The organism is Paraburkholderia sp. J76 (genome assembly GCF_905220295.1).
Classification (GTDB): Bacteria; Pseudomonadota; Gammaproteobacteria; order Burkholderiales; family Burkholderiaceae; genus Paraburkholderia.
In genome coordinates this window covers 1-23375 of record NZ_CAJMZJ010000029.1, presented here as the reverse complement: position 1 = coordinate 23375, position 23375 = coordinate 1, and the positions used below count along the sequence as shown (strand labels likewise).

The following is a 23375-nucleotide window of genomic DNA, read 5'->3' as shown; positions in this document are numbered from 1 at the left end:
TCAGAAGAAAGGTAAGGCTTCCTTAAAAACATTATTTCCTTCACTACCCGCCTCGGAAGGTGGTTTTGACGACCGGTATAGACTCGTTAATCGAAAATCCTTAAAGCCGCTTGGAAACACTGAGTACGCGATTGTTCGCCAGGACGGCACAATCGAACATGGGATAACCGATGCAGAGGGCCAAACTCATTTGCTGTCCGCAACCGTGCGGGCTGAGTCGATAAAAATTCACGTATAAACGAATAGAAGAAGGACAACGCAATGGGTTCCACGGTTACCTCCCTATCCGGCAAGATTCTGGCAGCGCAGGCTGAAAAGACAACAACTCCACAGCCCGATGATTCCACAAAAGACGTCCACGTCTCCGTCGCTCCAAAAATCGTCGTGTTCTTTATTGGAGGCGCCGGCGATAAGCGGCCTTTTCTAGGTTCAGGGCCGAATAATAATATTGTTGATGTGGTCACACAATTCCAGACGGACTTTAAATCTGAACTTAACGATGGGGAGGTCGATGCTGACCCGGAAAAAAAATACCTTGGATTCTATGAGGTGTTTGGCGACAGCAATGTAAAAAACAATATCCTCTCCCAGATCCCATCGACGGATACTTCCGTATTCATCGTTGGACATAGCCTGGGGGGTTGGAACGGTGCCCATCTTTCGCATATTTTATCCTCGGAAGGATATCGGGTGGACCTGTTAGTGACGCTTGATCCCGTGGGTATTCATTATTACACGACGCTATCTGGTGCTGACATCTACAACGCGATTCCACGTCCCGTCGCTCGATACTGGATTAATCTTTGTTATGACGGAAAAACCGGCGCGAGCATACCCAATATAGTTGCAAGCACTGGCGGCCGCTGGAATGTAATGGAATCAGTTTCTGGCGCAGACGACGGACCACACCCGTCTAAACAATCAGTCCCGCAACGATTCCCAGACATCAATGCGACAGTGGCAGTCAATCACGCAGATACAATACAAGCCATGTACGCGAAACTTCCGGGCGGGAATTTTGCGTGGTCTATGCTGAAATCAAGAATCTCCAGCATTCTCCACTCCCAATAAAGCAATTTCATTACTAGAAAATTTCCTCCGATTCGACGCGCAGATAGAATTCGATCCGGAATTTCTTTAATACCAGAGATAATTCGTACATGAAGCTCAAACTGATATCCATTGCATTTTTCGGCCTGCCGCTACTTTCAGCCTGTAGCCATGAGCACGGGTCAATTGCTCTCGATAAGATCGAATCTTCCGGTGACTATCAGGTAAAGATTTTTTTTCATAGTCAGGAAAAAGGATTCGACGTCGAAGCAAATTATTTTTCCTGCGTGTCCGGCGATGGAAATTCTGAACGCTTTTATCAGGAACGGGAGACCGGAATCTGGACGTTTGGAAAAATAGAATCACTTGGGGGTGAATCGAGAAGCTACCGTTATGTGGCTAATATGGATGTTTATTATTATAATAGAAAATCAAATTCCTTTGGAAATGGCGACAAAAACAAAGTATTGACAACGCTAATAAACTCAGATTTTCTGACATGCCGGGTGGTCCTGAGAAATTATTATCGCGCACCGGGTCTTACAAATGGGTTGAAGATCAACGGAAAGGAATTTTCGACGTACTTCAAGAAATAATATTAATTGCGGATTCGCTCCCCTCCGATGAAAGATGGCATATCCTTTATCAGCGTTGAGATCGTATATCATGGGTATGTCGATGCAAACGAAGTACACAGCTATCGCGACATTTTTCCGCTGTGACATTATTAACCGGATGCTCAACTGAATGCTCCGCCGTTTCCAACCGAATCCGCGTAAGGGACTGGAAGATAGGTATCCCCCTAAGGGTGACTTTATGCCAGTACAAAAAGGAAGTAACTGACCAGGCGACTCCGCGTCCGAAAGCGATCTATTACCTGCTTCGCTTGCTGTTACGTAAAAGCCTCAATCCAGGGCTCGTCACCTGCGCGCATTTCTTCATATTCCGTGGCGAGCGACGCAGCGAATTGGCAGCATTGGAGGACTCAACGGCTCTCAGAGTGACGACGGCGCACCATATTGCGAACCAATGAATGGCCTCTTCTGGTTGTCAGCATAGTAGTGTAATGGTCAACTAATCCCGGACACTGCGTTAAGTTTTTCTTCCGCAACAGCCGGCGCCAGTCCGTCGTTGAACTGATGCCGCCGTATCCAGTTGTACCGGTGCATCAGGTAGTGGCTGATATCCCGGTGTGCTTCCTGCGCCGACGTGTACCCCACTGACGGCAGCCATTCCGTCTTGAAGCTGCGGAACAGCCTTTCCATCGGGGAGTTGTCCCAGCAATTTCCGCGACGGCTCATGCTCTGCTGAATCCGATTGCGCCACAGGCGCTGACGGAATTTCCGACTTGCGTACTGGCCGCCTTGATCCGAGTGGAACAGCAAGCCTTGCGGACGACCACGCTGCTCATAGGCCATCTCCAACGCCTGCACGACCAGATCGGCATCCGGGCGTGTCGAGAACGCCCAGCCAACAACCCGACGCGTGAACAGGTCGAATACCATGGCCAGATAATGCCAACTGCCCTGCGCCCAGACATACGTGATGTCACCACACCAGACCTGATTCGGCGTACTAACCTCGAATTCACGATTGAGATGGTTCGGGATATCGATCCGCTCGACCGTGGCCTGCTTGTAGGCATGGCGACCCGGCTGCTTGCAGATCAGCCCGAGTTCTTCCATCAAGCGGCTGACATTGAAGCGACCCATCACCGTACCTTCTTCGCGCATCATGCCCATGATGCTGCGGCTGCCGGCAGAGCTTCGGCTCTCGACGAACAGCTCGTGTACCCGGCTGCGCAGCGCCATGCGCTCGGCGTCAACGCGCTGGGCGCGTTCCCGGTACGCATACAGGCAGGATCGCGATACGTCGAATACCGCGCAGATCAGTTCGACCGATTCGCTTGCGCCAATCTGATCAATTACTTCGTACGTTCGTTGCCCTCCGACATCAAGAGCGCGGTAGCCTTTTCTAAAATGGCCTTCTCACGCTCGAGGCGTTCGATACGCGCCTCGAGTTCCTGAATGCGGTGTTGATCCGGCGTGATTGCCTTGCCCTGCGGCGTGACGCCCTGGCGTTCCATCTGAAGTTGATGCACCCAGCGACGCAGCACCGTCTCGCCAACACCGACCGAGCGGCTCGCCTCCATATGGCTATAGCCCTGGTCGAGCACCAGACAAGCGGCTTGCTGTTTGAACTCAGGGGAAAACGTACGTCGTTGCTTGCTCATCAGACACCTCTTCACGGCGACCATTCTCGCCTAAATCAGTGTCCGGATTCATTAGACCACTACATTGTTCGTGTGGCGGAAGATGTGCGGATAGACCCTTAGCAACTCAGGGTGCTTTCGCTTAGCACGCCAAAAATCCTGTTCAATCCGCGCAGTGAAAGTGGCGCTCCCACGTTAGCCACAAAGGGGAACGCGTGCGTCCGCGCAGCGTGGTAGCGCCGCCGTTCCTCGAGAATGCAGCGCCGCGTCCGACGTGCCAAGTCATCGGAGATAGGTAAAAGTCGGTCTGCCGTCTTTGTATTGGGCTGGTAGACACGCGTGTCGCTCGGGTCGTCCGCGCGTCGCGCGATGAATACCTCATTTGACCGAAAATCCAGGTTACCGCCTTTGACGCCGGGAAGTTCACCGCGGCGAATGCCGAGCCCCATAAACCATCGCACGATGAGTTCATTGCGCAACCTGGCGTGCCGTCCCTCCCACGGGTTCTCGCTTGAGTCGACATTGACGATTTGCCACAGGCGTTCCTGGGCTGCCTCGTCGAGTGCCCTCCGGATGCGCGCCTTGTTTCGACCCTTGCTGCTTGGAATACGAGCCGTCAGCCCCTGGAGCACAATTTCCTTGGCGGCAAGAAGCGCCGCGCGTGTTGGGTGGAGCGCGCTCAGACTTAGGAGACGCCGGTCGGTCAGCCAACCAATGTAATCGCGGATGTGGCGTATTCGCACGCCAGCGGAATTGCCGGCAATTTCATGAGGAGACTCCGTCGCCTTGGACCAGTAACGATCGAGCGAGACTGCGCGCGCGGGCCTAGGTGGCGTCGCATCGACCTGCACCTCGATATCGGACATTGGATGCAAAACCGCGCCAGCGCGTCGAGTTCACCCAGTTCTAGCAACTTCCCATGAATCATGCGCTCGACGACGTCGATTTGGGCAGGTCGCAAAAGATGAGGAAGACCTTAAGTGCACGCAACACCTGCTCAATGGTGGCGCTCGCCAGATCGCGTACACGGAATTCAGTAAGGGTGGAGACCGTCGGGTCGAACAGGGGGATGCCTGTGCGCCGGTCGACCACGAATGGAAAACGCTCACCTGATTCAAAAACGACGTTCTTGACAGCGTAGCGCTCGGGCATTTATATACATTTCTAAAAGTGCCGGATGCTCATCACGAGACAGGAACACGAAAAAAATGTAAATAAGAAAAAAGCCCGTAGCAACAGCGGCTACGGGCTTCGTTAATTACATCCTATGAAAGTGCCCGTCAGAAGCGGTGACGCAGACCCACCGTTGCGGCGACCTGGTTCTGCGTGGTCGACGGCGACAGCGTGTTGATCATCGCCACGTTCGCGCCGGCGTCGCCGAGTTCGCCCGAAGCGTGCTGGTACACGGCGCCTGCGTAGACGTCGGTGCGCTTCGAGAGCGAATAGTCAGCCGTCAGCGAAACCGTGTGCCACTTCGGATCGCCCGAGCCGTTCGAGCCCGAAACCTTGCCGTCCGTGAACGCGTACGACGCGTTCAGCGCCAGAGCCGGCGTGAGCGCATACGCGCCGTTCAGCTCGAAGTTGTCCATGTGCAGGTTCGTGCCCGACGGGATCGCGAACGTGTTGCCGCCCTGGCCGCCGGCGATCAGGTTGTCGTACTGCGTGTGCGTCCACACGAAGCCGACCGTTGCCGGGCCGTAGTTGTAGTTCACGCCCGCGCCGAACGTGCGCTGCGTTTGTGCCGACAGATTGAAGTTATTGCCGTTCGATGCCGAATTCGCGCCGTTGGCGTTCGCGTTCGTCGGCGAGTTGTTCATCTGCAGGTAGGCGGCCGCGAAGTTCAGCGGGCCGTTGCCGTACGATGCGCCCGCGCTCCATGCGCGGTTGTTCGCGAACTGGCCGGCGTCGTTGCTGAAGCCGTACATGCCGCCGAACTTGAAGCCCTGGTAGTTGACGCTCTGGTACTTGACCGCGTTCTTGATCGAGAACGAATGGTCGAGGTTGTCGTTGTCGAACGGGTGAGCGGCGAGGTTGTTGCCATAGCCCGAACCCGTTTCCGAAAGCGGGCCGAGGTAGTCGACCATCGAGTCGTACTGGCGGCCGAGCGTCAGCGTACCGAAGCGATCGCTCTGCAGACCGACGAACGCCTGACGGTTGAACATCGTGCCGTTCTCGGTGTCCTTGCCGTTGTTCAGGTTGAAGCCGTTTTCCAACGTGAAGATCGCATGCAGACCGCCGCCCAGGTCTTCGCTGCCCTTCAGGCCGAAGTACGTGTCGCCGACGGTGCCGCTACCCTGGTTCCATGCGGCGTGGCCGCCTGCATTGTTCGCGTAGACGATACCCGCATCCAGTGCGCCGTAGAGAGTAACGCTGCTTTGTGCGTGAGCGGAGGCTGCGAATGCGCCGAGGACGCCCGCGATAATCAAAGTGTTCTTCATGACTTTCCTTAATGACATTCAGACCGCGCTGAAGCGGCTCCGGGTATTGGAGCCACACCGGCAATCCCGGGCGAAGTCTACTTGTCAAAGGCTTTAAATCGCTTCGGCAAACGCTGTAACAGATATTTGCTGAATCTGGAAATATCGAAATAAAATGCCGTAAGTGCTTGTGGCGCCGGGGAAATACCAGGTAATGCCCGCATCGGCCCGCACTGACCGTGTGGCAATCACGCGACGCCCGTATCGGCGCCGAAATCCGATTATTGTGGAAACCGGTTTAATTACCGCTCATTCTCCGCAATTAAAAATTCTTCGATCAACGAAACTTTATTCCGGCAATAGCGGTCTTATCGCGCGCGTAAATTATTGCCATATACGGCGATTATTATTGCGTGAAATCGCGATTAACAAAAACCGCGTTTTCGGCCTTCTCCACGGAGCCGACACCGCCGTTCGCGGAGCATGCGCGCGGGCGCGAACGCGCGCATCCGTTAAAATCCTGAAACGCTCGCGTGCATCGCACGCGCACCACCGCATCGACGCCACTTCTACCGAACGGCCGCGTCGCCCCAACCCGTCCGGCGCGAGACCCCGTCATGACAAACAAAGCCACTCCCACGCACGCCCAGCCCTTCAGCGAACTGCCGCTCGCGCCCGCCATGCTCGCCAACCTCACGCGCCTCGGCTACGTCACTATGACGCCGATCCAGGCCGCGAGTCTGCCCATCGCTTTCGCGGGCCACGACCTCATCGCCCAGGCCAAGACCGGAAGCGGCAAGACCGCCGCGTTCACGCTCGCGCTGCTCTCGCGTCTGGACGCGCGCCGCCAGGACGTGCAGGCCATGGTCCTGTGCCCCACGCGCGAACTGGCCGACCAGGTCACGCAGGAAATCCGCCGCCTCGCGCGCGCGGAAGAAAACATCAAGGTGCTGACGCTGTGCGGCGGCACGCCCATGCGTCCGCAGGCGGCGAGTCTGGAACACGGCGCGCATATCGTCGTGGGTACGCCTGGCCGCATCATGGACCATCTGGAGCGCGGCAACCTCGCGCTGGGCGCGCTCAATACGCTCGTGCTCGACGAAGCCGACCGCATGCTCGACATGGGCTTCTTCGACGACATCGCCACCGTGGCGCGCCAGTGCCCGAAGGAGCGGCAAACGCTGCTCTTTTCGGCGACCTACCCCGAAGGCATTACGAAGCTCAGTCAGCAGTTCCTTCGCAATCCGAAGGAAATCAAGTTCGAGGAACATCACGACGACAGCAAGATCCGCCAGCGCTTCTATGAAGTGACGGAAGACGAGCGCCTGCACGCCGTGGGCATGCTGCTCAACCACTATCGGCCCGTGAGCACGCTTGCGTTCTGCAATACGAAGCAGCAATGCCGCGACCTGCTCGACGTGCTGCGCGCGCAGGGCTTTCACGCGCTCGCGCTGCACGGCGAGCTTGACCAGCGCGAGCGCGACCAGGTGCTGATCCAGTTCGCCAACCGCAGTTGCTCGGTGCTCGTGGCCACCGACGTCGCCGCGCGCGGCCTCGACATCGCGCAACTCGAAGCCGTGATCAACGTCGATGTGACGCCCGACCCCGAGGTGTACGTTCACCGCATCGGGCGCACGGGCCGCGCCGACCAGGACGGCTGGGCGCTCAGCCTCGCGAGCATGGACGAAATGGGGCGCGTGGGCGGCATCGAACAGGCGCTCAAGCGCGAAGTGGAATGGAGCCCGCTCGCGGAATTGAAGCCCGCCAGCAACGAGCCGCTCTTGCCGCCGATGGAAACGCTGCAGATTTTGGGCGGCCGCAAGGAAAAGATCCGCCCCGGCGACGTGCTCGGCGCGCTCACCGGCGAAGCCGGCTTCAGCGGCGCGCAGATCGGCAAGATCAACGTGACCGATTTTTCGACCTATGTGGCGGTGGAGCGCAGCATCGCGCGCGACGCGCTGCGCAAGCTCAACGCGGGCAAGGTCAAGGGCAAGAAGGTCAAAGCCCGCATGATGGACGAGTAAGCCGACGGCGCGCGCACGCGCCTCGCGCTGCGTCCCACTCAGTTACGCCGCGCGCCACCGCATTCAACCGGATCAGGAAAGCCATGAAACAACCGCTCAGAATCGATTTCGTCTCCGACATCGCGTGCCCGTGGTGCGCAATCGGCCTCTCGTCGCTGAACCTCGCGCTCGAACGTCTGCGCGACACCGTCGATGCGCAAATCGTCGTGCATCCGTTTGAACTGAATCCACAGATGGGTCCGGGCGGCGAGTCCGTGGTCGAGTATCTCGGCAAGAAGTACGGCCGCACGCCCGAGCAGATCGCCGAGACGCAGGCCATGATCCGCGAGCGCGGCGCGAGCGTCGGCTTCGCGTTCGGGCCGCGCGAGCGCGTCTACAACACCTTCGACGCGCACCGTCTGCTGCACTGGGCCGGCGTCGAGGGCAAGCAGGTGCCGCTCAAGCTCGCGCTGCTGCGCGCGTATCACGGCGAGGGCAAGGACACGAGCGACCATGCGGTGCTCGTCGCGGCGGCGCAGTCGGTGGGGCTCGACGCGGATAAAGCGCGCGAAGTTCTGGAAAGCGGCCAGTATGCCGACGAAGTGCGCGCCGAAGAGCACGAATATCAGGCGTCCGGCATCGATTCGGTGCCGGCGATCATCTTCAACCAGCAGTATCTGATCAGCGGCGGCCAGCCCGTCGAAACCTTCGAGCAGGCGATCCAGCAGCTCCTGGCCGAAAGCGCCAAGGCCTGAACAAGCCATCCCGCACAGCGGGCGTTTCGACGCCCGCCAACCCGCCGATGCCGGCCGCGCCCTCGCGGGCGTGTAAACTAGCGGGTTTTTTGCCCAGGTGGAAAAGTGCTAGCCCCGCAACGCCTCGCGTTGAGCGGCCCGACGCTCGTTCGCTTACTTGCCCGCTTCGGCGACGCCGAAGTGCCCGAATCCCGGCAATCGATCTCGGACCATCTGAGCCAGTGGCTCGGCTGGACGGACGCCATCGCCCTTTCGACGGCGCTTTCGTCCACGCTGGGCGTTCAGACGCCGGGCGGCGAGCCCGCAGTGCGCGCCGGCGCCAGCGTCGAACAGGGCCAGAGCGAGCAGGTGCGCGCCGCGCTCAGAAAAGCCATTGTGGGCGAAGGCGCGCCCGCGCGGCGCGACGGACGCCGCACGCAGGCCGCCGCCCAGCCCGCCGACGTGGAACCCGATTTCGCGGATTTCCGCCAGCGCTACGTCGCCCTGCAGCAGGCGATGGAGACCGACATCGCCACGCTGCGCGCCCGGCTGCGCGCCGCACTGGCCGCGCGCGCGCCTGCGCTCGCGCGCCTCGCGACAGTGGATGCCGTGATGGAACAGGCGCTCGGCGCCCGCGAGCGCAGCCTGCTTGCGGGCGTGCCCGCGCTGCTCGGCGCGCATTTCGAGCGGCAACGCGCGGCAGCGGCCGCGGAGTGCGCCGCGGAAAGCGCCGCGCCACACGCGTGGCTCGCCGGCTTTCGCAAAGATATGCAGAGCGTGTTGCTCGCCGAACTTGAGATTCGGTTTCAACCGGTGGAAGGGCTGCTTGCCGCCCTTCGCACCAGCTAACCCAAACGCTATGTCCCGCGCTATGTCCCGATTTCGCATTGAACCTGTTGTCTTCGTAGTGGGTCTCGCCGCCGTGTGCTGGATCGGCGCGGGCTACGCGGTCACGAACCCGCTCGCGAGCGCCGTCACCGTGCTGATCGGCGCGTGCTACGTCGTGGGCGCCTGGGAGCTTTATCGCTTTCACCAAGGCACGACCTCGCTCGCCCAGGCGCTCGCGCAACTGAGCGCGCCGCCCGCGCGCCTGGCCGGCTGGCTCGATACGCTGCATCCCGGTCTGCGCAACGCGGTGCGCGCGCGCGTCGAGGGCGAGCGCGTGGCCCTGCCGGGCCCGGCGCTCGCGCCCTACCTCACGGGCTTGCTCGTGCTGCTCGGCATGCTCGGCACGTTGCTCGGCATGGTCGTCACGCTCAAGGGCACGGGCGCGGCGCTGGAGAGCGCCACCGACCTCGACGCCATCCGCGCCTCGCTCGCCGCGCCGGTGAACGGCCTCGGCTTCGCGTTCGGCACCTCCATCGCGGGCGTGGCCACCTCCGCCATGCTCGGGCTGCTTTCGGCGCTGTGCCGCCGCGAGCGCATCGAGGCCGGGCAGCAGCTCGACGTGAAAATCGCGACCACGCTGCGCGCCTTCTCGCCGGCTCATCAGCGCGAAGCGTCGTTCAAGCTGATGCAGCGCCAGGCCGACGCCATGCCCGCGCTGGTCGACAAGCTCGGCGCGCTGATGACGCTGATCGAGCGCCAGAGCGCCGCGCAGCACGAACAGCAGGTCGCGACGCAACAAGCCTTCGCCGCGAACGCCGAAGCCGCCTGGAGCCGCCTCGCCGCTTCCGTGGGCCAGTCGCTCAAGTCGAGCGCCGCCGAAAGCGCGCGCGCCGCGGGCGCTGCGCTGCAACCTGTCGTGGAAGCGACGATGGCGGGCCTCGCGCGCGAATCCTCGTCGATGCAGAGCGCGCTCACGCAGTCGGTGCGGCAGCAGCTCGAAGGGCTGGCGAGCGGCTTCGAGGCATCGACGGCCACCGTCTCCGACATCTGGAACCGCGCGCTTGCGCAACACCGCGAGACCCACCAGGCGCTTGCCGCCGACCTCGGCGGCGCGCTGGAGCGCTTCAACGCCAGCTTCGAACAACGTGCCAACGGCCTGCTCGACGGCGTATCGACGCGCTTCGAGCAAGCATCGGGGGCGATGTCGCAGGCCTGGCAGGCGGCGCTTGAACAGCAGGAGCGTGCAGGCGAAAAGCTCGCTGCTGGCAACCAGCAGGCGCTCGCCACGGCGGCGGCGGCGTTCGAACAGCACTCGGCGTCGCTGCTGCGCGCGCTCGACGAATCGCATGCGGACTTGCAGGCAAAGCTCGGCGCGCGCGACGAGGCGCGGCTCGCAAGCTGGTCCGAAGCGCTCGCGACGATGGCCGCCGCGCTGCGCACGGAATGGGAGGCGACGAGCGCGGTTGCGGCGCAACGTCAGCAGGAAATCTGCGCGACGCTCGCACAAACGGCGAACGACATCGCCACGCAGTCGCAGCAGCATTCGAGCCAGACGATTGCCGAAATCGATCGTCTGGTCGAGGCCGCTGCGCAAGCGCCGAAAGCAGCCGCCGACCTGCACGCGGAAATTGCCTCGCGCGACGAGCAACGCATCGAAACGTGGACGGCGTCGCTCGCGACATTGGCCGCCGGGCTGCGCAAAGAGTGGGAGGAAACGAGCGCGGCCACCGCGCAACGTCAGCAGGAAATCTGCGCGACGCTCGCACAAACCACAAACGACATCGCCGCGCAGTCGCAGCAGCATTCGAGCCAGACGATTGCCGAAATCGATCGTCTGGTCGAGGCCGCTGCGCAAGCGCCCAAGGCCGCCGCGAATCTGCACGCGGAAATCTCCTCGCGCGACGAGCAACGTCTCGAAGCATGGAGCGCCTCGCTTGCCGCGATGTCGGCGGCGTTGCGCGAGCAATGGGAAGCCACGAGCGCGGCCACCGCGCGGCGTCAGCAGGAAATCTGCGAAACGCTCGCCCGCACCGCCAGCGACATCACTACGCAATCGCAAGCCCATAACGCCAGCACGATCGCCGAAATCGGCAGCCTCGTGCAGGCCGCGTCGGTTGCCCCGCAGGCGGCGGCCGAAGTCATCGCTGAGCTGCGCCAGAAGCTCTCGGACAGCATGGTCCGCGACACCGCGATGCTCGACGAGCGCAATCGCCTGCTCGCCACGCTCGAAACGCTGCTCGACGCCGTGAACCGCGCCTCCACCGAGCAACGCTCGGCGATCGACACGCTCGTTTCCACGTCGTCGGATCTGATGGAACGCGTGGGCGGCCAGTTCAGCGCGAGCGTCGAAGCCGAAAGCGGCAAGCTGGGCGCGATCGCCGCGCAGGTGAGCGGCAGCGCCGTGGAAGTGGCGAGCCTTGGCGACGCGTTCGGCGCGGCCGTGAGCGTGTTCGGCGAATCGAACGACAAGCTCGTCGCGCATCTGGAGCGCATCGAAGCCGCGCTCGACAAGTCGCTCGCGCGCAGCGACGACCAGCTCGCCTACTACGTGGCGCAGGCGCGTGAGGTCATCGACCTGAGCATGCTGTCGCAAAAGCAGATCGTCGAGAACCTGCAGCAGCTCGCGAGCCAGCGCGCCACCGCCGGAGCGGATGCGGCATGAACGACGAAATCGACGGCGGCGCGGCCCCCGCTGCGCCGGTCTGGCCTGCGTTCGCCGACCTGATGTCGGTGCTGCTGGGCGCGTTCCTGCTGATCCTCGTGGGCGTGGTCGGCATGCAGCTCGAACTGTCGAGCCGGCTCGCGAACGAAGTGAAACAACGCAAGGCCGAAACCGAGCGCCGCAAGACGCTCGAAGAAGCGCTCGCCGGCCCCCTCGCGGCCGGGCGCGTGACGCTCGTGAACGGGCGCATCGGCATTAGCGGCAGCGTGCTGTTCGCGCTGAACTCCGACCAGTTGACGCCGCAGGGCCGCGATCTGCTCAAGAGCCTCGCCGGACCGCTCACGGCCTACCTGAAGAGCCGCGATGAAATCCTGATGGTGAGCGGTTTCGCCGACGACCAGCAGGTGCACGCGGGCAACCGCCGCTTCGCCGACAACTGGGAGCTTTCGGCCGAGCGCGCGCTCACGGTCACGCGCTCGTTCATCGACGAGGGCGTTCCCGCGTCGTCGGTATTCGCGGCCGCGTTCGGCTCCGAACAGCCCGTGAGCGCGAATAGCGACGAAGCGGGCCGTGCGAAGAACCGCCGCGTGGAAATCGCGCCGGTGCCGCGGCCGACCGTCGGCGAGGGCAAGCATGGTCAATGACGCGGGCTCGCAGTCCGCTTCCAGCGCGCGCGCCCTGCTCGATGCGTGGCGCGCGCGCGGCGCGGATCAGCTCGACCCGGTGCGCTTTCATTTCATCGAGGCGCTGGAGCGCCGCGCTGCCTCGCAAGCGGGCGAAGCGCGGCGGCTCATCGACGCTCGCCTGACGCAACTGCTCGACGCCTTCGCCGGCGACCTCGCGCGCGAGACATCGAAAATCATGCCTGAGCTCGACGGCGATACGGCGAGGAGCGAACTCGGCCGTCTCGTCGATTCGCTCGCGCGTGCGGAACCCGCACAACCGGCGACACGCGTGCGGCACGAGCCCGACCCGGAGCTGGTCGAGTACTTCCGGCAAACGTGGTCGCGCGTGCGCGCCGAAACGCAGTTGCGGCAGTCGCTGGACCAGGTGCCGCGAAACGCAGGGCCGCTCAATTCGAGCAGCCTCGTGCATCGCGCGCTCTCGCTCATGCGCGAGGTTTCGCCGGGGTATCTGCAGCAGTTTCTCGCTTATGCCGATGCGCTTTCGTGGCTCGAACAGTTGAACGCGAGTGTGGGTGTCGCGGCGCCGGTGAAGGAAGCGCCGCGAGCGGCGGCGGCGAAGAAAGGGGCGCGGAAGGGGCGTTAGGGCGTCTTCGCGATTTTCGCTGCCGCACCTGTCCGCCGCCGTATGCAGCGCTCCTTTTCGAGGACTCGATCCGGTCAACGTTTGTCCAAACGCGACTATTCGAAGGGTGCCTGTTTATTGATATTCGTGTCTTGCCAATAATAGCTCGCATCGCAAGCGTGCCACCGAAGCGAACCGTTCCGTTGGTAGTGCTTATCGTCCGCACGCAGCCAGAACCCCCACAAGACCCAGGAAGCGCCCATGGTACGATCGCTAGCTGCAGCTTCAGACAACGGCAAGATCGATTCAGGTTCTGCCAGGAACAACGATATGAGCGATCACGAACGTTTCAACGTTATCTATGACGGGCCGGCGCTGACTGGGCACCGTATGGACGTTCGCGATCTCGCGCCGGCTCTCGTCGCAATGGCCGACCTCTTCACGGCGGCCAACAAGCTGCTCAACGGCGATTCCGCCGAAGTTCGCGTGGAGGTGAAGGGCAGTTTTCGCGCGGGCTCGTTCCAGATCGAACTGATTTTCGTCCAGCATCTTCTTGCGCAACTCCGCGACATGTTTGCGGGAACGAGCGCCAGCGCGGTCGCCAACGCCTGGACCATTCTCGGCCTCATCGGCTGCGTAGGCGGCGGCGGCGTGATCGGGCTGATGCGCAAACTGCGCGGAAGACGGCCGCACCGCATCGAGCCGATGGGCGATCAGGTGCGAATCTGGATCACCGAATCGGAAGCGATCGAGACCGAAGAGCAAGTGTGGCGGCTGTGGCGCAATCAGAGCGTCCGCGTGAGTCTGCAGAAAACGCTTTCTCCGCTTGAACGCGACGGCATTACGAGCTTTGGCGTCGTATGCAACGAACAAATCGAACTCGTCATCGACGATGGCGAGCTTCCCCTGTTCGAGGCGTCAACCAGCGAGGGCGAGGTTGTGTCCGACTCGGTTGCGCGCAAGGTGCTGCTTATCGAGTCCGTCGTATTCAAGGACGGAAACAAATGGCGCGTCCATGACGGCCAGTATCCGTTTTTTGCGTCGCTCGACGACGAAGCATTCCTTGCCAAGGTCAATGCGGGTGAGCGCTTTGGCAAAGGTGACGTGCTCGTCGTCGAACTTCGGCAGATTCAGACCGTCGATGCCGGAACGCTCAAAACCGAGAATCACATCATCAGGGTCGTCGAGCATCGCGCACAACTCCAGCAGACGTTGTTGTGACATGTTGCGATAACGCCGGCGATCCAGAACCCCGATTGCCGGCGCTAGCCCCTCACCCCGCCTTCCGCCGCGCCCTCACCGCCTGCGCCAGTCCATCGAGCACCGGCGCCGTCTGCGCCCAGCTAATGCACGCATCGGTGATCGACACGCCGTGCTTGAGCGGCACGCCCGGCTTCTGGTCCTGGCGGCCCTCTTCGAGGTGGCTCTCGACCATCACGCCGATAATGCGTTGATCGCCGCCCGCCAGTTGCTCGCCGATATCGCGCGCCACGTCGATCTGACGCTGATGCGCCTTGTTCGAATTCGCGTGCGAGCAGTCGATCATGACCTGCTCGCGCAGCCCCGCCTTCGCAAGCGACGCGCAGCACGCCGCGACCGATGCCGCGTCGTAATTCGGCCCGCTCTTGCCGCCGCGCAGGATCACGTGGCAGTCGTCGTTGCCGCGCGTTTCGAAGATCGCGGCCATGCCCATCTTCGTCATGCCCATGAACGCGTGGCTCGCGCGCGCCGCGACGATGGCGTCGCTCGCCACCTGCACGCCGCCGTCGGTGCCGTTCTTGAAGCCGATCGGGCACGAGAGGCCCGAAGCGAGTTGCCGATGGCTCTGGCTTTCGGTCGTGCGCGCGCCGATCGCGCCCCACGCCACGAGGTCGGCGATGAATTGCGGGCTCAGCAGATCGAGGAATTCCGTGCCCGTGGGCAACCCGAGCGCGTTGATGTCGAGCAGCAACTGGCGCGCCGCGCGCAAGCCCTCGTTGATGCGGAAGCTGCCGTCCAGACGCGGGTCGTTGATATAGCCCTTCCAGCCCACCGTGGTACGCGGTTTCTCGAAGTACACGCGCATGACGATCAGCAGATCGTCCTTGAGCGTGTCGGCCTTCGCCTTGAGAAGTTTCGCGTATTCGATCGCCTGATCGTGATCGTGGATCGAGCACGGTCCCACCACCACCACGAGCCGGTCGTCGCGCTGCGCGAGCACGTCGGCGATCTCGCCACGGCTCGTTTCGACAAGCGTTTGCGTTTCCTGCGGCACCGGCAGCTCGTCGAGCAGCAGCGCGGGTGAAATGAGCGGACGCACGGCGCCGATGCGCGTGTCGTCGATGCGGGTCGTGTCCTGGGTGGCGTCGGCCACGCCGACTTCCTGGTCGTGCTGCGGATTGTCGATACGGCTCAAGATATTCTCCAACTGCGCCTTTGACGCGCGCATCATGCATGTGGGGGTGAGGAATGCGCGATTATCGCATCCGGTGCGCCTTCGGCACCGCGAAACGGCATCCCGGAATGAAACGAGGCGGCCCGAAGACCGCCTCGCCCAAGGGAACCGCCGCGAAATCAGCGCGCCGCGCCGCCCATCGGATACCCTTTGCCCGCGAGGCGCCGCGCGATGCGCACGAGCGCGAACCACTGCTGCGCGAGCAGCCCTTCGCCATAGTTCGCACCCCGGCCCTGCGGCGCGGGCAACTGGTCGCGAATGCCGGTGGGCTCATGCTCCTTGTTCCACGACGCCGTGCGGAACATCACGTCCCACCACGGAAACAGCACGCCGAAGTTGCAGCCGTAGCGCGTGCCTTCGTGGCCGTAGCCGATCGCATGATGACGGCGATGAAACGCCGGGCTCACCACGACGCGCTCGAGCAGCCAGCCAAAGTTCAGCCGCGCGTTCACGTGCTGCACGCTCTGCATGAAATTGCTCACGGCCACGAGCACGACGAACTGCGCGGGCGGCACGCCGATAAAGAGCGAAATGCCCGCGAAGAACGCGGCCTGGATGATGTCGTCGAGAAAATGGTTGCGATCGTCGCACCACAGCGACATCTGCTGCTGGCTGTGATGCACGGCATGCAGTTCCCACCACACGCCGAACCGGTGCTGCCAGCGGTGATACCAGTAGCCCGCGAAATCGAGCACGACCAGATAGATCAGGAACGACACGAGCGGCTTGTCGGTCACGCCGGGCCAGAGGCTGTCCACGTCGATGTTCGGCACGCTGTGGATCGCCATGAGGCTCTGCCAGTGATTGAACAGGGGCGTGAGCAGAAAGAAGAACGCGATATTCAGAATGCCGAGCTTCGCGATCCACGTGTACCAGACGTCGGCGCGCAACGCCTTGCGATCGCCCCAGTCTTCCGCGGGACGCAGCGCTTCGAGCGGGCGCAGCAGCAGGTACGAGGCGCAAATCTGCAGCACGCCCACGATCACCCAGTAGAGCGCGTCGTAGGTGTCTTCGTCGTAGCCCATCAGGCCGATCTTGTAGAAGACCGGCTGCACGACGTCCACGTAGACGAGCGTCTGCAGCCACGAAACGAGGTTGTCGGCCTGCGAAATCAGCGTATCGAGCATCGAGACTCCTCAATCAATCCGGGTTCGGCGCGTACACGGGCGCGCTGTTCGCGAAGTAGATGCCGTGCGGCGAGCGGCCCACCGCGATCGTATCGACCAGCTTGCGCGTAGTCAGGTCGATGATGCCCACGTGCTTGGCGAAGCGGAACGTCACCCAAAGGTAACGCTTGTCCGCGGAAAGCGCCATGTCGTCGGGACCGGGGCGCAGGCCCGTGATGTCGGCGACCTTGGTGAGCGTCGTGTAGTCGAGAATGCTGATCGTGCTCTCCACGCGATTGGACACGGCGATATGTTTGCCATCGTCCAGATTGCGGAAGTTATGCGCACCGCGCCCGGTCTGGATCTTTTTTACGACCGTGCGGTTGTGCCAGTCCACCACGGCCACGTCGTCCTCGCCCGTCATGCCGATGAGCAGGTACTTGTCGCCCGGCGTCATCCAGAGGCCCGCGGGCGTGTTGCCCACCGGCAGCTTCCAGAGCACCGTTTGCGTGGGCAGATCGATCGCGGCCACCTCGCCCGTGTCCTGCAGCGTGACGAAGGCCGTTTTGTTGTCGGAGGCGAACGTGATGTGGCTCGGCGTTTTCGCAAGCGGAATGCGCTTCGCGATAGTGAGATTCTGGCCGTCGTAATGGTAGATGTCCACGCGGTCGAGTCGCAGGCCCGCGGTCACGAACCATTTGTGATCCGGCGAGAAACCGAGCTGATAGGGATCTTCAATGCCTTCCAGACGGCGCTGTATCTGCCCCGAATGCGGGTCGAGGAACAGCAGGTCGTTCGATACCGAATCGGCGACGATGAGCGATTTGCCGTCCGGCGTGATCATCAGGTGATGCGGTTCCTTGCCGGTGGGCTCGGTGCCGACCACGGTGCGGCTCGCCTCGTCGATGAGCGAGAGCTTGGCCTCGCCCGAGTCGAGCACGATGACCTTGTCGTCGGCATGGGCAAGCGCGCCCCACGCGAGGCCACCCATCAGCAGCGCAGCCGAGAGCGTTTTTTTCATGCGGACCGGTGTAGGCGAAAAGATCGGGAGTTCAGGCATTTCGTAAGGGAAAGAGAGCAGCGCAGGCGCGCCGCGCCGGTTTGTGCTGAGATAACGCCAGGGCAGGCGCGCGGATTGCCTGCTTAACGCATGAAGGCCCGAATCCGATGACGCCTTTGCAACGAACCTGTCGCGCCCTTGCCACCGCACTGGCTGTATTCGTGCGCGGGTCATGGCGATGGGCCCCGCCTGAAGACCCTCACACGCCCGAGAAGTTGCATGGATCATCGCGCCCGCGACGACCGCGCCGATAACGCGGACACCAGCCTGAGCGCGCCCGACGGCCTCAGCCGCAACACGGCCGCCGCGGTGCGCGAAGCACTCGAAGGACGCCGCCGCGGCGTCGCCCTTCTGCTGCCGCTCGCGGGTCCGGCCGTGGTCATCTCGGTGGCCTATATCGATCCCGGCAACATCGCGACCAACATCCAGGCCGGCGCGCGCTACGGCTACGCGCTGCTGTGGGTCGTGCTGCTCGCGAACCTCATCGCCATGCTGTTTCAGGGGCTTTCCGCGAAGCTCGGCATCGCCACGGGGCGCAATCTCGCCGAATTGTGCCGCGACCACCTGCCCGCGCCGCTCGTGTGGCTCATGTGGATCGTGAGCGAAATCGCCGCCATGGCCACCGATCTCGCGGAGTTTCTCGGCGGCGCGATCGGCCTTGCGCTTCTCTTTCATCTGCCCCTGCTCGCCGGCATGGCGGTGACGGCCGTCGTCACTTACGCGTTGCTGTTTCTGCAGCGCGCGGGCTTCAGGCCGCTTGAACTGCTGATTGGCGCGCTCGTGGGCGTGATCGGCATTTGCTACGTTCTGGAGCTATTCATCACGCCCATCGAGTGGCCGAGCCTCTTGCGCCACCTGGCCACGCCGCGCCTGCCCGACGCGCAGGCGGTGACGATCGCGGTGGGCATCATCGGCGCCACGGTCATGCCGCACGCGCTCTTTCTGCACTCGGGGCTCACCCAGGCGCGCGTGCTCGCGCGCGACGACGCCGAACGCAAGCGCCTCGTGCGGTTTTCCAACATCGAAGTCGTGGCCGCGCTTTCCGTGGCCGGGCTCATCAACATGGCGATGGTGGTAATGGCCTCGGGCGCGTTCCACCAGGGCTATGCCGATGTCGCCGAAATCGAGACCGCCTATCGCACGCTCGCCCCGCTGCTGGGCGCGGCGGCCGCCAGCATCTTTCTCGTCTCGCTGATCGCCTCGGGCATTTCGAGTTCCGTGGTCGGCACGCTCGCGGGGCAGATGATCATGCAGGGCTTCGTGAATTTCCGCATTCCGCTCTGGCTGCGCCGCGCGGTGACGATGGTGCCGAGCTTTATCGTCGTAGCGCTGGGCATGAACGCCACCGAGGCGCTCGTCATGAGCCAGGTCGTGCTGAGCCTCGCCCTGCCGTTCCCGATGGCCGCGCTCGTGTGGTTCACGTGCCGCCGCGACGTGATGGGGCCCCATCGTAATCGCACGCTCACGGCGGCGGCCGCCGTGGCGGGCTCGGTCGCGGTGCTTGCGCTCAACGTCGCGCTGGTGCTCACGACCTTCGGCATGGCGGTGCCGGGGCTGGGTTAAAGCCTGGCCGAATGGCCGGTTTATCGACGACACTCGCGACGAGACCTGCAACCAGACCCGCGGCGAGGACGGCACGCGCAACGCCTCGTTCGCGCCACGCGTGCAAACTCGCGCGAAACCATGCACCATTAGCGTTTTCGCCGCGCCCCGCTCTTGCGACGGGCGCGGGTTTTGCAACCGCGCGCTGCGATCCGGGCGCGCGTCACCTCCGACCTGCCATGACGAATCAGCCTGCCCAAGCCTTGCCCGAACAGCCCGTCGACATGATCATTTTCGGCGGCGGAGGCGACCTGGCCGCGCGCAAACTGCTGCCCGCGCTCTACATGGCGCATCTGCACGGCAATCTGCCGCCCGAGACGCGCATCATCGCCGTGGGCCGCAAGAACTGGACGATCGACGACTATCGCAAGTTCATGGAAGAGCAGTCGCGCCCGTTCATCGACGCGAAAGCGTTCGACGCGCAAGCGTGGGACCGCTACCTGAGCCTGTTCCAGTACGTGATCATCGACGTGAACGATCCCGCCGATTACGCGCGCCTGAAGGCCGCGTCGCGCGAGCATGCGCTGCGCGTGTTCTATCTCTCGACGTCGCCGGAACTGTTCACCACGATTTGCGACAACCTCACGGCGGGCGGCCTGATCGACGGCAGTTCGCGCGTGGTGCTCGAAAAGCCGCTCGGCCACGACCTCGCTTCGGCCAAGGAGATCAACGAGTCGGTGGGCCGGCACTTCGCCGAATCGCAGATCTACCGGATCGACCACTATCTGGGCAAGGAAACGGTGCAGAACCTGATGGTGCTGCGCTTCGGCAATCCGATCTTCGGGCCGCTGTGGCAGGCGCCTTACATCCGCAGCGTGCAGATCACCGTGGCGGAAACGGTGGGCGTGGGCAGCCGCGCGGGCTTCTACGATCACACGGGCGCGCTGCGCGACATGGTGCAAAACCACCTGCTGCAACTGCTTTGCATCGTGGCGATGGAGCCGCCCGTCTCGCTCGACCCGGACGCCGTGCGCGACGAAAAGCTCAAGGTGCTGCGCTCGCTGCGCCCCATGTCGCTCGCCGACATCGCGCGAGACACCGTGCGCGGCCAGTACGCGGCGGGCGCCGTGGATGGCCAGCCCGTGAAGGGCTATCTGGAAGAAGACAACGTGCCGCCCGACAGCAAGGCCGAAACCTTCGTGGCCCTGCGCGCGCACATCAACAACTGGCGCTGGGCGAACGTGCCGTTCTTCCTGCGCACGGGCAAGCGCCTGCAAAAGCGCCAGTCGGAAATCGTGATCGAATTCGCGGACCTGCCTTTCTCGATCTTCCCGAGCGGCCCGCGCAATTACGGCAACCGCCTCGTGATCCAGCTTCAGCCGGAAGAGTCGATCCAGTTGCAGATGCTCGCGAAGGAACCGGGCAGCGGCATGAACATGCTGCCCGTGAGCCTGAATCTGGACCTGCAGCAGGCCATTCCCGAGCGCCGCGCCGAAGCCTACGAGCGTTTGCTGATCGATGTGATCCGCGGCCGTCTCACGCACTTCATGCGCCGCGACGAACTGGAAGCCGCGTGGACGTGGGTCGAGCCGATTCTCAACGGCTGGAAGGAACTGAACGACCGCCCGCGCGCCTACACGGCGGGCACGTTCGGGCCGGCGGCATCGTCGGCGCTGCTTGCGCGCGAAAGCATGTCGTGGGCCGAAGAGATGTGACGTGAAACACCGCGAGCGCCGCGTGTCACGTTTTTCACGTTTGTCACGCGGGGCGCTTGCGGCACGAGATTGCTTGTCGCCCGAATCAGGCTCGTCAGGAGTCAGGACTAGTCAGGACGAAAAAGATCGAAGCCGGCGAGCACGATCACGCCGCTGAGCGCGATCAACGGCACCGAATGGCGGCCGAGAAAAAGAACCGCGGCCGCAAGCCAGGTTGAAAGACAAAAAGCGCCGATGCGCCGCATGATGCCACTCCCTACTCTTTAATGCTTTACCGGAACGTCGATGCGCACGACGTGTGCCGCGCGGCTTAATCCAATGTGGCGCGCGCCGTGCGCAGCCGCGACACCGTATCCACAAACGCCTCGCCGCCCAGCGTGCGCTTCAGGCGGCTCGTGACCGCCGCGCTCGCCGCATTGAGCGCCTCGCGAATCGCCATGGCCTGCGCCGTGGGCACGATCGCCACTTCGCGCCCGTCGCCTTCCGTGCGCTGACGCTCGACATAGCCGCGCGCTTCCAGGCCGTCGAGCACGCGCGTGGCCGTGGGCCGCGCGATGGAGAGCAGATCCGCCAGTTCGCGCTGCGGCAAACCGGGACGCTCCAGCACGGCGCGCAGCATGAAACCCTGCGGCGGCGTGAGGTCGAAGCGTTCGAACGCTTGCGTCCATTCGCGTTCGAGACGCCGCGCGAGTGCCGAGGTGTTGAAGTAAAGGCAATGATCGAACATGCGCACAGGATACCTCGATATAGTTAGCTATGCAACGACATTGACGTATCGTCCCTGGCGACCGCCTGACTCGAATCAAACGCAAACCGCAAAAAAGAACGACCGAACGAATTAGTACCGCATCGGCTATGATGCGAAGACACCGCTTCACGCGTGGCCGTGCCCGCGCGCCGCACACAACACTCACGGAGACATCGATGCAAATGCGCTGTTACTGCGTTGTCCATCATGGCAAGCCGCTCGAACTGGTCGAGCGCGAGGTGCCGGAGCCCAAGGGCACGGAAGTTTTGCTGCGCGTGAAGGCCGCGGGCCTGTGCCATTCCGATCTGCATATCTGGGAAGGCTATTACGACCTGGGCGGCGGCAAGAAGCTCTCGCTCGCCGATCGCGGCATCAAGCTGCCGCTCACGCCGAGCCATGAAATCTGCGGCGAAGTCGTGGCGCTCGGCCCCGATGCACAAGGCGCTGCGGAAGCGCTCGCGGCGGGCGCGTCGGCCGTCGTGCATCCGTGGATTGGCTGCGGCGAATGCGCGGCCTGCAAACGCGGCGAAGAGAATATCTGCGCCAGGCCGCAGTCGCTCGGCGTACTGCGCGACGGCGGCTTCGCCGACTACGTGATCGTGCCGCATCCGCGCTATCTCGTGGATCTCGCCGGCCTCGACCCCGCGAAGGCCGCGCCGCTCGCCTGCGCGGGCGTAACCACATATTCGGCGGTAAAGAAGTTCGGCGCGCGCATTCACGAAGGTCCCGTGGTCGTGATCGGCGCGGGCGGCCTCGGCATGATGGCGCTCGAAGTGCTCAAGGCGATGGGCGCACAGGGCGCGATCGTCGTGGACGTAGACCCGGCCAAGCGCGAAGCCGCGCTTGCGGCGGGCGCGCTAGCGGCCATCGACGCGCGCGCGGACGACGCCGCGCAGCAGATCGTCGAGGCAACGGGCGGCGGCGCACGCGCGGTGCTCGACCTCGTGGGCGCGACGCCCACGGTCAAGCTCGCGCTCGACTCGTGCGCGCGCGGCGGCCACGTGGTGATCGTCGGCCTGATGGGCGGCGATCTCACGCTCTCGCTGCCCATCATCCCGATGCGTCCGCTGAGGATCGAAGGCAGCTACGTGGGCACGCTGCCCGAGCTGCGCGAACTCGTGACGCTGATGCGCGAAGGCAAAATGCAGCCCTCGCCGGTCTCCACACGGCCGCTCACGGAAATCAACGAGGCGTTCGAAGCGCTCGTGCAGGGCAAGGTGGTGGGACGGCAAATACTGGTGCCTTAAGCGGGAAGCGGCGCGGCGCCGCAGGCGTTATCCGTGGCGCAATGCCTGGCACCGGCGCCATTCGTGACGCACGGCGGCGCGATACCGTCGACGACTGCCTTCGCATGGCGAATATCCCAGTACGCGGGCATCGTCACGCCGTTTTTCGCCGCCGTGACTTCCGCGAGAATCGACACTGCAATTTCAGGCGGCGTGCGGCTGCCGATGTAAATGCCAACCGGCCCGTGCAGCCGCGCGAGTTCCGCTTCGCTCAGATCGAACTCCTTGAGCCGCTCGCGACGCGCCGCGTTGTTGCGCCGCGAGCCAAGCGCGCCCACGTAGAACGCGGGCGTCTTGAGCGCTTCCATCAGCGCGAGGTCGTCGAGCTTG

Annotated in this window: 23 protein-coding genes; 13 read left to right on the top strand and 10 right to left on the bottom strand. The window is 63.1% G+C overall.

The genetic code is table 11. The features are described from left to right. From U5768_RS31460 to U5768_RS31450, 3 genes are all read left to right on the top strand, one after another. The coding region (locus U5768_RS31460) for a hypothetical protein (RefSeq protein ID WP_322034225.1) at positions 1-238 on the top strand (238 nt) is incomplete at its 5' end. 23 nt (positions 239-261) lie between these two features. Continuing rightward, on the top strand, positions 262-1071 hold the full coding sequence (locus tag U5768_RS31455; RefSeq protein WP_322034224.1) for a hypothetical protein: 810 nt from the start codon (positions 262-264) through the stop codon (positions 1069-1071). A gap of 89 nt (positions 1072-1160) precedes the next feature. Beyond that, positions 1161-1646: a hypothetical protein gene (locus U5768_RS31450; protein WP_322034223.1), complete on the top strand. Its 486-nt coding sequence runs from the start codon at positions 1161-1163 to the stop codon at positions 1644-1646. A gap of 474 nt (positions 1647-2120) precedes the next feature. On the opposite strand, the gene U5768_RS31445 is transcribed toward U5768_RS31450, so the two are convergent. The 4 genes from U5768_RS31445 to U5768_RS31430 all read right to left on the bottom strand — a co-directional run bounded on the left by U5768_RS31445 (position 2121) and on the right by U5768_RS31430 (position 5700). Continuing rightward, positions 2121-3283 (bottom strand): IS3 family transposase gene (locus U5768_RS31445; RefSeq protein WP_322034222.1). Its coding sequence is split into 2 segments (ribosomal slippage): positions 2121-3025 and positions 3025-3283, totalling 1164 coding nucleotides; the frame shifts between segments, so codons are not numbered across the junction. Between the two features lie 98 nt (positions 3284-3381). Further along, positions 3382-4128, bottom strand: a complete 747-nt coding sequence (locus U5768_RS31440) for a hypothetical protein (RefSeq protein WP_322034221.1) — start codon at positions 4126-4128, stop codon at positions 3382-3384. 58 nt (positions 4129-4186) lie between these two features. Then, positions 4187-4414, bottom strand: coding sequence for a hypothetical protein (locus U5768_RS31435; RefSeq protein WP_322034220.1), 228 nt, complete (start codon positions 4412-4414; stop codon positions 4187-4189). Between the two features lie 128 nt (positions 4415-4542). After that, entirely contained in the window at positions 4543-5700 is a 1158-nt protein-coding gene (locus tag U5768_RS31430) for a porin (protein ID WP_322034219.1), read from the bottom strand. Positions 5701-6296: 596 nt separating this feature from the next. Here U5768_RS31430 and dbpA point away from each other — a divergent pair. The 7 genes from dbpA (at position 6297) to U5768_RS31395 (ending at position 14375) form a co-directional block, all read left to right on the top strand. Further along, the gene (gene dbpA / locus U5768_RS31425; protein WP_322034218.1) at positions 6297-7703 is read left to right on the top strand and encodes an ATP-dependent RNA helicase DbpA; all 1407 of its coding nucleotides are present in this window, start codon (positions 6297-6299) and stop codon (positions 7701-7703) included. 83 nt (positions 7704-7786) lie between these two features. After that, complete coding sequence (locus U5768_RS31420) at positions 7787-8437, top strand: DsbA family oxidoreductase (RefSeq protein WP_322034217.1); 651 nt, start codon at positions 7787-7789, stop codon at positions 8435-8437. A gap of 105 nt (positions 8438-8542) precedes the next feature. Next, a complete protein-coding gene (locus U5768_RS31415; RefSeq protein ID WP_322034216.1) occupies positions 8543-9265 on the top strand; it encodes a DUF3348 domain-containing protein in 723 nt (240 codons plus the stop codon). A 22-nt stretch (positions 9266-9287) separates the two neighbouring features. Then, on the top strand, positions 9288-11906 hold the full coding sequence (locus tag U5768_RS31410) for a DUF802 domain-containing protein (RefSeq protein ID WP_322034215.1): 2619 nt from the start codon (positions 9288-9290) through the stop codon (positions 11904-11906). After that, positions 11903-12550, top strand: a complete 648-nt coding sequence (locus U5768_RS31405; protein ID WP_322034214.1) for an OmpA family protein — start codon at positions 11903-11905, stop codon at positions 12548-12550. The genes U5768_RS31410 and U5768_RS31405 overlap by 4 nt, the downstream gene beginning before the upstream one ends. Next, positions 12540-13175, top strand: a complete 636-nt coding sequence (locus U5768_RS31400) for a DUF2894 domain-containing protein (protein WP_322034213.1) — start codon at positions 12540-12542, stop codon at positions 13173-13175. Before U5768_RS31405 ends, U5768_RS31400 begins: the two co-directional genes overlap by 11 nt. A 309-nt stretch (positions 13176-13484) precedes the next feature. Next, positions 13485-14375: a hypothetical protein gene (locus U5768_RS31395; RefSeq protein WP_322034212.1), complete on the top strand. Its 891-nt coding sequence runs from the start codon at positions 13485-13487 to the stop codon at positions 14373-14375. A gap of 52 nt (positions 14376-14427) precedes the next feature. On the opposite strand, the gene U5768_RS31390 is transcribed toward U5768_RS31395, so the two are convergent. The 3 genes from U5768_RS31390 to U5768_RS31380 all read right to left on the bottom strand — a co-directional run bounded on the left by U5768_RS31390 (position 14428) and on the right by U5768_RS31380 (position 17715). Beyond that, positions 14428-15549, bottom strand: coding sequence for a 3-deoxy-7-phosphoheptulonate synthase (locus U5768_RS31390; RefSeq protein WP_322034211.1), 1122 nt, complete (start codon positions 15547-15549; stop codon positions 14428-14430). Positions 15550-15707: 158 nt separating this feature from the next. Continuing rightward, positions 15708-16715, bottom strand: a complete 1008-nt coding sequence (locus U5768_RS31385) for a sterol desaturase family protein (RefSeq protein WP_322034210.1) — start codon at positions 16713-16715, stop codon at positions 15708-15710. 13 nt (positions 16716-16728) lie between these two features. Continuing rightward, positions 16729-17715, bottom strand: coding sequence for a beta-propeller fold lactonase family protein (locus U5768_RS31380; RefSeq protein ID WP_322034209.1), 987 nt, complete (start codon positions 17713-17715; stop codon positions 16729-16731). 258 nt (positions 17716-17973) lie between these two features. On the opposite strand from U5768_RS31380, the gene U5768_RS31375 reads away from it, so the two are divergent. Together U5768_RS31375 and zwf are read left to right on the top strand one after the other, a co-directional pair. Then, positions 17974-19317, top strand: coding sequence for an Nramp family divalent metal transporter (locus tag U5768_RS31375; protein ID WP_322034208.1), 1344 nt, complete (start codon positions 17974-17976; stop codon positions 19315-19317). A gap of 218 nt (positions 19318-19535) precedes the next feature. Beyond that, positions 19536-21011 (top strand): glucose-6-phosphate dehydrogenase, encoded by a 1476-nt coding sequence (zwf, locus tag U5768_RS31370; protein WP_322034207.1) that lies wholly within the window; start codon positions 19536-19538, stop codon positions 21009-21011. Positions 21012-21118: 107 nt separating this feature from the next. Here zwf and U5768_RS31365 read toward each other — a convergent pair whose 3' ends face one another. Both U5768_RS31365 and U5768_RS31360 read right to left on the bottom strand, forming a co-directional pair. Further along, complete coding sequence (locus U5768_RS31365) at positions 21119-21256, bottom strand: hypothetical protein (protein ID WP_322034206.1); 138 nt, start codon at positions 21254-21256, stop codon at positions 21119-21121. Positions 21257-21321: 65 nt separating this feature from the next. Beyond that, positions 21322-21738 (bottom strand): MarR family transcriptional regulator, encoded by a 417-nt coding sequence (locus tag U5768_RS31360; RefSeq protein ID WP_322034205.1) that lies wholly within the window; start codon positions 21736-21738, stop codon positions 21322-21324. A 203-nt stretch (positions 21739-21941) separates the two neighbouring features. On the opposite strand from U5768_RS31360, the gene U5768_RS31355 reads away from it, so the two are divergent. Beyond that, positions 21942-23006 carry an alcohol dehydrogenase gene (locus U5768_RS31355; RefSeq protein ID WP_322034226.1) on the top strand — a complete coding sequence of 355 codons (1065 nt, stop codon included), beginning with the start codon at positions 21942-21944 and terminating at the stop codon, positions 23004-23006. Here the strand turns inward: U5768_RS31355 and U5768_RS31350 are convergent. Next, the coding region (locus U5768_RS31350; RefSeq protein WP_322034204.1) for an XdhC family protein at positions 23003-23375 on the bottom strand (373 nt) is incomplete at its 5' end. The two genes, U5768_RS31355 and U5768_RS31350, sit on opposite strands and share 4 nt — an antisense overlap.

What these genes read in the sequence shown, in the direction of transcription:
- U5768_RS31455 (WP_322034224.1), top strand. Translation starts at nt 262, where the DNA reads ATGGGTTCCACGGTTACCTCCCTATCCGGCAAGATTCTGGCAGCGCAG.
- U5768_RS31450 (WP_322034223.1), top strand. Translation starts at nt 1,161, where the DNA reads ATGAAGCTCAAACTGATATCCATTGCATTTTTCGGCCTGCCGCTACTT.
- U5768_RS31440 (WP_322034221.1), bottom strand. Translation starts at nt 4,128, where the DNA reads ATGTCCGATATCGAGGTGCAGGTCGATGCGACGCCACCTAGGCCCGCG.
- U5768_RS31435 (WP_322034220.1), bottom strand. Translation starts at nt 4,414, where the DNA reads ATGCCCGAGCGCTACGCTGTCAAGAACGTCGTTTTTGAATCAGGTGAG.
- U5768_RS31430 (WP_322034219.1), bottom strand. Translation starts at nt 5,700, where the DNA reads ATGAAGAACACTTTGATTATCGCGGGCGTCCTCGGCGCATTCGCAGCC.
- dbpA (WP_322034218.1), top strand. Translation starts at nt 6,297, where the DNA reads ATGACAAACAAAGCCACTCCCACGCACGCCCAGCCCTTCAGCGAACTG.
- U5768_RS31420 (WP_322034217.1), top strand. Translation starts at nt 7,787, where the DNA reads ATGAAACAACCGCTCAGAATCGATTTCGTCTCCGACATCGCGTGCCCG.
- U5768_RS31410 (WP_322034215.1), top strand. Translation starts at nt 9,288, where the DNA reads ATGTCCCGATTTCGCATTGAACCTGTTGTCTTCGTAGTGGGTCTCGCC.
- U5768_RS31405 (WP_322034214.1), top strand. Translation starts at nt 11,903, where the DNA reads ATGAACGACGAAATCGACGGCGGCGCGGCCCCCGCTGCGCCGGTCTGG.
- U5768_RS31400 (WP_322034213.1), top strand. Translation starts at nt 12,540, where the DNA reads ATGGTCAATGACGCGGGCTCGCAGTCCGCTTCCAGCGCGCGCGCCCTG.
- U5768_RS31395 (WP_322034212.1), top strand. Translation starts at nt 13,485, where the DNA reads ATGAGCGATCACGAACGTTTCAACGTTATCTATGACGGGCCGGCGCTG.
- U5768_RS31385 (WP_322034210.1), bottom strand. Translation starts at nt 16,715, where the DNA reads ATGCTCGATACGCTGATTTCGCAGGCCGACAACCTCGTTTCGTGGCTG.
- U5768_RS31380 (WP_322034209.1), bottom strand. Translation starts at nt 17,715, where the DNA reads ATGAAAAAAACGCTCTCGGCTGCGCTGCTGATGGGTGGCCTCGCGTGG.
- U5768_RS31375 (WP_322034208.1), top strand. Translation starts at nt 17,974, where the DNA reads ATGGATCATCGCGCCCGCGACGACCGCGCCGATAACGCGGACACCAGC.
- zwf (WP_322034207.1), top strand. Translation starts at nt 19,536, where the DNA reads ATGACGAATCAGCCTGCCCAAGCCTTGCCCGAACAGCCCGTCGACATG.
- U5768_RS31365 (WP_322034206.1), bottom strand. Translation starts at nt 21,256, where the DNA reads ATGCGGCGCATCGGCGCTTTTTGTCTTTCAACCTGGCTTGCGGCCGCG.
- U5768_RS31360 (WP_322034205.1), bottom strand. Translation starts at nt 21,738, where the DNA reads ATGTTCGATCATTGCCTTTACTTCAACACCTCGGCACTCGCGCGGCGT.
- U5768_RS31355 (WP_322034226.1), top strand. Translation starts at nt 21,942, where the DNA reads ATGCGCTGTTACTGCGTTGTCCATCATGGCAAGCCGCTCGAACTGGTC.